Raw genomic sequence first — 6,456 nt, 5'->3', positions numbered from 1 at the left:
ACTTAAATGCAGGTGTGGATGATACGAATAACGATACTAGGACAGTATTTATTGATGCCATTACCACTGGAACGCTGACGAGAAACAATGTTCCTCTAAGTTCAGGAGACAGTGTAGCTCTAACTGATGTGTTGGTTTATACTCCACCCCCCGGTTTTACAGGTTCGATTAGTGATGCCTTGACCCTGAGGGCGAGTGATGTCGTTTCGGTTTCAGTACCCCGCTCAATCGGCATTAACGTTACTCCTACATCCACGCCTACACCTACACCTACACCTACACCCACACCTACACCTACACCCACTCCATTAGAACGACCCCCTCAAGAAACTCCCCCCACTCCTCTATCCGTGATAGGCGGCAGACCGGGTTGTATTAGTTCAGGTGCTTCGTTCTTGGATGGAGAGTTCACCCGTCAAGTTGAAGATTACCTGGGTTCTGATGCTGATAGCCAATCTCAAGGCGACCCCTGCCAGGTTCTTGCCAATATCGAGCAGGATACAGGTGTAAAACCAGCGCTGATCTATGTCAATTTTGTCCCTCAGACTTCAGATTACAGCGATCGCAAGAGCGACGAGTTGGAATTGCTGCTAGTTACAGCCAAAGAACCACCCCTTCGCAGACGGATATCAGGGGCAAGGCGTGAGCAAGTGCTGAAAATCGCTCAAGAATTCCGCAGTAAAGCGACTGATTGGAGAAACCGCCTTGGGTACTTGGCTTCATCCCAGCAACTTTACAAGTGGATCGTCGCGCCCTTGGAGGCAGATTTACAAGCAAGAGGCGTTCAAAACCTCGCCTTCCTGATGGATACTGGGCTAAGAGCGATACCGATAGCAGCGCTCAACGATGGGAAAGAGTTCATTATCGAGCGCTATAGTGTTGGTCTAATGCCCAGTCTCAGCCTCACCAACACTCGCTATAAGGACATCAAGAACTCCCAAGTTCTAGCAATGGGGGCAGAAAAATTTACTGAACTGAATGCTTTACCCGCAGTACCCGTGGAACTATCAACCATTGCTGGAAAGCTGTGGCGGGGCAAGTCCTTCCTTAACGACGCTTTCACCCTGCAAAATCTCAAGCTTCAACGAGAGAAACAACCGTTTGGGATTATTCACCTCGCCACTCACGGTGAATTCCGTCCGGGAAAGCCTAGCAACTCCTACATCCAGCTATCGGATACCCAGCTGCGGCTTAACCAACTGCGGCAACTCGGTTGGAATAAGCCCCCCGTAGAGCTATTGGTACTCAGTGCCTGTCGTACTGCTTTGGGTGATGAGGAGTCAGAATTGGGTTTTGCTGGATTATCGGTACTGGCAGGAGTCAAGTCATCTTTGGCGAGTCTGTGGTATGTCAGCGACCAAGGGACACTAGGGTTAATGACGACGTTTTATGACGATTTGAAAACCGCTCCCATCAAGTCTGAGGCACTCAGGCAAGCGCAACTGGCAATGCTCAAGGGAGAAGTACGTTTGGAAGGAGGGAAGCTGATAACTCCGGATATAGAGATTCCCTTGCCATCTACACTAGAACAGCTTGGGAATCAAACACTGAAGCATCCTTATTACTGGTCAGCCTTCACAATGATTGGCAGTCCTTGGTAAAGTCAAATGTGATTGAATTTTTGCCGATTATTAATTGGTACGAACTATTTTCCCCTATCACAATGGACAACGACCTCGTTCTTTTTTTCGTCGGTGTAGGTGTACTCATCCTCTATCTCATCTTCTCCGCCATGACGGAGATGGGTACTAAGTTTCCTTGGAAGAAATAGTGCCTTTCAGGTAGGCAGTACCACAATATTGTTTTTTGCAGAAGGTCTAGTATAATTCATGTACTAAGAATTCATTGCCTTTTAGCTTTGTCATTCACTTATCACCGCACAATTCGCTTCTCAGATACAGATGCGGCTGGCGTCGTCTACTTCGCCAACGTCCTATCCATTTGCCATGAAGCCTACGAATACTCCTTAGCGGCATCGGGCATTGAGCTGCTATCCTTTTTTAGTAATCCAGCTGTGGTAATTCCCATCATTCATGCCAGCGTAGATTTCTTGCGCCCGATGGTTTGCGGTGATGCCATTGTGATTCGGTTAACGCCTCAGCGGCTGAATGAGAATAAGTTTGAGATTACCTATGAAATTGTGGCGGCGTCATCAGAGCAGCTATTAGCCAAGGCAATGACTCGGCATGTTTGCATTGAGCCAACGACTCGGAATAAGCTTCAGCTGCCGGATGAGATTGTAGAGTGGTTGTACTCTTAGAAGCAAACCACAGAGGCACAGAGGACTCTGAGGTAAGAGAAGAGAGAGAGGGTATGTTTGAGAGCAACTTCTAAGAAATACTTATTGAAACCCTTATGGCTAGGTAATTCTAGCTACGGGTGTTTCCTGTAGCCTTCATGAGCGATCGCTCATGAACAGCTTGGTATTAGGCATAATCCCGGTATTCATCTCTAGTAGCGAAGGCTGGAATAACCGTAATTTTACGGGGAGCATGATAACTTTTGGGGCTTAAGTGGGCAACTTAAGGAGTAACACTATTTCTCACTTTGGCTGCTATATATAGGATTTTTCTTAACCCCGTTAATGGGTAGGGGTTAGGGAGTTGTTGTCTTGCGAGCGAGAAACAGTAGAAATACTGAATGCAACTTAATAATTATGAGCAACTCATCCTCCTCTTCCAATCATCCTCATCAAGATAGCCGCGATTGCCCCTATCAGGTAATCCGAGAACTAGAAGGCAATACTGAGCGCGGTCAAGTCTTCTACCTAGCAAAGGATAACGCAACTGGAAAGCCTGTTTTCATTACTCGATTTATCTTCTCTCAATCGGGCATCAATCCGTCGGATTTGGAATTCTACCAGAAAAAAATTAACGAGCTAAAAAGGTTGAGTCATCCCGGAATTCCCCGTTATCTCGATCTTTTTAAAACAACCGATAGCTTCTACTTAGTACAGGAATATAAAGACGCCCAATCTTTAGATGTTTCACACGAGTTCACAGCCCAAGAAATCAAGCAGATTGCTGTATCAATACTAGAAATTTTAGTATATCTACACAATTCTAGTTTTAGCGTCATTCATGGCAATATCAAACCAGAAAATGTATTATTAGACAACCAATTGAATGTAAGCCTGATTAATGGAGGGTTAGCTACAGAGCGAAGGAAAGTAGGGTTGAACGGTAAGGTAGGGACATGCGGTTTTCAAGCGCCTGAACAGTTGTTGCATCGCCAACCCACACCCCCAACTGACCTCTATTATCTGGGTGTAACGTTAATTTGCTGGCTGACTCACACTCCATCTAGTGAAATTCATCGCTTAATTGATAAACAAGATCGAATTAAATTCCAACATTTAGTTCCGACATGGCTCAGCCTGGGCTTTATTAACTGGCTTGATACAATGGTGCAGCCCAATCGCCAAGAGCGATATCCCAATGCGATCGCAGCATTAGACGCGCTCAAGGCTATTGAAGTCACGCGCTTACCAAACCTGAAAATTAACTTACCCAGTCTTGAATTCAAAGCCACTCACTTGGGTGAAAAACTCACTCAAGCGATCGCAGTGAGTAATCCTATTCCCGACACGGTACTCAAAGGAATCTGGAAAGTTGCCCTCCATCCTCACGACCCACTGAGTCGTCCAACTTCTCATGCGTGGATTTCCTTTGATCCAGCGAAGTTTGAGGGTAATCAAGTGGAGTGCAAAATCACCCTTGATACCAGCAAACTAAGGAGTAATCAAGTCTATAAGCGCCGGATTGTCTTGCACAGCAATGCTTTGCCCAAAACTCATACCCTCACGGTTCACGTTCAGACCGCCGCGCTGGAAACCCATCAACTGCCCTATCTTTCTTTCTTACTTTTGTTTGCGATCGCAGCGCTTGGAGGATGGTTGCAAGCTTGGGCGATTGGTGAGTTTAGTCTACTGGGTTGGGGATTTTTGAGTGTAGGGTTGGCACTGGGATGTGTGAATGGTTGGGCGCTGATGGTTTCAGCAACAGAGTTATTTTTCAGTACCTCGTTGATAACCTTATCAATTGGGATGGCATTTGCGCTTTTCTGTGGGATTGGAGCTATTGAGGTCGGTCTTGTCGGCTATTCGGTGGGGATTTTTGTTGGGTTGTTGGTTGCCGCTCTAGCCGCCAATGTGGTTAAGCAGCAGCGCAAACGGAAATTTCCTAGCATATTTGCTATGAGTCTTTCGATTTTAACAGCAGCATTAGGCATGAGCTTGGGCATCGGGTTTAGGCTGGGATTTTTACATCTATTTCTCAGCTTTGCAGGAGCAGGAATGAGTTTACCGTTAGTCATCATGCTGCTTTACCCACCGCTCAAGCAATTCATACGCATTTTTAGATATCGTCGAGCTGAGCGGTATCTAATTAAGCCGTAGTTTCACCGTGATCGCTGTAATGGTGAGTTTGGGGTTTCTAAGCATGTCATAACTAAGGTTTTTAGCTTCTCGTAATCCACTTTCCCTTGAGCATTGCGAGGCAAGCTAGCAACCGGAACCCAATGTTTAGGTTGCTTATACTTACTCAATTTATCTTTAAGTACGGCTTGCAACAATGTTGGAGAAACCGTTTCTGATTGGGGAACATAAATAGCCGTTACCACTTGACCCCAATATCGATCGGCGATACCTGTTACGCAAACATCGCGTACCAATTGTGTGGCTTGAATCGCGGCTTCCACTTCAGCCGGGTAGACATTTTCTCCGCCCGTAATAATTTTACGGCTGCTACGTCCGACAACATTTAAGTAACCCCGATCATCAAAAAATCCTAAGTCATCGGATTTTAGATGGGGGATTGGGGTTGTTTCACTCTCATTCCTAATTGAGGGATAGTAACCTAACGCCAGGGAATTGGCTTGGATTGTAATCATCCCAGTTTGGTTAGTTCCTAATAGTTCACCCGTAGAACTGCGAATCGTGACTTTGGCATGGGGAAGAATTTGACCGCAACTATTGTTACCCGCCAGAAAATCTTCAGGTTTGAGGGTAACGACTTGGGAGGCAGTTTCCGTCATCCCATAGGTGGGGGCTAACCGAATGTTGTTACACCTCGCTTGTTCTAACAGTGAATCCCAAGCAGGCGCACCTCCTAAAAGAACGGTTTGAAAACGGGATAACCAATGCGTTAGTTGGGTATTTTGTAGGCAACGTTGTAGTTGGGTTGGAACTAAGGAGATGAAAAATTCGCCGGGATTGATATTAAAATTTTCACCCGCTTCCACCTGTTTGAACGATTGAATGATGAGCCGTCCCCCAGTGGTAAAGGAACGCATAAATTGCATCAAACCGCTGACATGATATAACGGTAAGACACAAAACGAGTTAACGGACTGACCGCCAAAATAATTGTGAAACCCACGTACTGATGCCATCAATGTTTCCCAGGTATGGATGGCGAAGCGGATGTTACCGGAAGAACCTCCGGTGGGAATCATGATGTGGTTGGGTATTGGGTATTGGGTATTGGGTATTGGGTATTGGGTATTGGGTAAATTTACTCCTTGCCCAAAAATTAAATCAGGTTGTACGGTTTCCAATACGAACTGCCATTCCTGTTGTACCCAATTGGGATTGCACAAAAAAATCGGACATTCGGCAGCAACCGCAGCGAGAAACGCAGCAAGAAATCTTTGGGGATTTTGTTCGGCTATGATAATTTTTGGTCGGATTCTTCCCTGAGAGAATTGAGTTAATTGCTGGAAGAATTGTTCAGTGAGGATGTGAAATTGCTTACTGTCATACCCCATGAGCCAATCGTGATTAGCACGTTGTTGCAAATACGTTAAGGATTCTTCCATAGATGCTTCAGCTCAGTGTCCTCCTCTTCATTGAACCAGTGATTTACCCCAAAACCAACCGCACGATTGGGGTTGGAGAGTTCAGCCGCGAGTTGGAGGGCGGCTTGTCGTGCGATCGCACTTTCCAAAACCGAGGAAAACACGGCATCGATTTGATGCTGTTGGCAGAATTGCCGCAGGCGTTTGGGAGAACCTGCGATCGCCGCTTTAATCACAAACACCCCTCGCCATCCTCGCTGATAACACTCTTCCATTTGGTTAATCGTTGCAACAGATTCATCTAAGGCGATCGGTGTCGAATATTGAGTACTCATCTCCAACATCGCATCAAATTGTTCAGGAGGTAGCGGTTGTTCCAGAAACTCAACCCTTCCCGCTTCATCCGCCGCCTTCAACCACTGATGCGCTTCTTGTTCAGTGAGTCCCCCATTTGCATCCAAGCGCAACTTAGCAGACGACGGTAGCGATTGAATGAGTTGGTGAAAGAGTTTAACTTCCTGTGCGATCGCCGCCACACCAATTTTCCATTTAAAGGTACGATTCCCTTGATGCCAAGGAGTCTGCCAGGACTGTAACGCTACTTCCCCAGTCGGTAATAGATAGCTGTATGAGATTTTAGATTTTAGATTTTGGATTTTG

The 6,456-nt window shown here is 46.0% G+C and carries 6 protein-coding genes; 4 read left to right on the top strand and 2 right to left on the bottom strand.

Annotation, left to right across the window (positions count from 1 at the left end):
* From V6C93_RS20250 to V6C93_RS20235, 4 genes are all read left to right on the top strand, one after another.
* Positions 1 to 1,601 (top strand): CHAT domain-containing protein (locus V6C93_RS20250; protein WP_333478480.1); only part of this gene is annotated, 1,601 nt, incomplete at its 5' end.
* Complete coding sequence (locus V6C93_RS20245; protein ID WP_333478479.1) at positions 1,595 to 1,771, top strand: hypothetical protein; 177 nt, start codon at positions 1,595 to 1,597, stop codon at positions 1,769 to 1,771. The genes V6C93_RS20250 and V6C93_RS20245, both read left to right, overlap by 7 nt.
* An 87-nt stretch (positions 1,772 to 1,858) precedes the next feature.
* Positions 1,859 to 2,260 (top strand): thioesterase family protein, encoded by a 402-nt coding sequence (locus tag V6C93_RS20240; protein WP_333478478.1) that lies wholly within the window; start codon positions 1,859 to 1,861, stop codon positions 2,258 to 2,260.
* 396 nt (positions 2,261 to 2,656) lie between these two features.
* Complete coding sequence (locus tag V6C93_RS20235; protein ID WP_333478477.1) at positions 2,657 to 4,396, top strand: protein kinase domain-containing protein; 1,740 nt, start codon at positions 2,657 to 2,659, stop codon at positions 4,394 to 4,396.
* A 2-nt stretch (positions 4,397 to 4,398) separates the two neighbouring features.
* On the opposite strand, the gene V6C93_RS20230 is transcribed toward V6C93_RS20235, so the two are convergent.
* On the bottom strand, positions 4,399 to 5,817 hold the full coding sequence (locus V6C93_RS20230; protein WP_333478476.1) for a 2-succinylbenzoate--CoA ligase: 1,419 nt from the start codon (positions 5,815 to 5,817) through the stop codon (positions 4,399 to 4,401).
* Positions 5,802 to 6,456, bottom strand: a 655-nt coding sequence (locus V6C93_RS20225; protein ID WP_333478475.1) for an o-succinylbenzoate synthase, incomplete at its 5' end; no start/stop codon positions are given. The genes V6C93_RS20225 and V6C93_RS20230, both read right to left, overlap by 16 nt.

The sequence above is a fragment of the Allocoleopsis sp. genome (assembly GCF_036703385.1).
Classification (GTDB): Bacteria; Cyanobacteriota; Cyanobacteriia; order Cyanobacteriales; family Coleofasciculaceae; genus Allocoleopsis.
The sequence above is the reverse complement of the archived record's forward strand: the minus strand, read 5'-3'. Positions and strand labels throughout refer to the sequence as shown.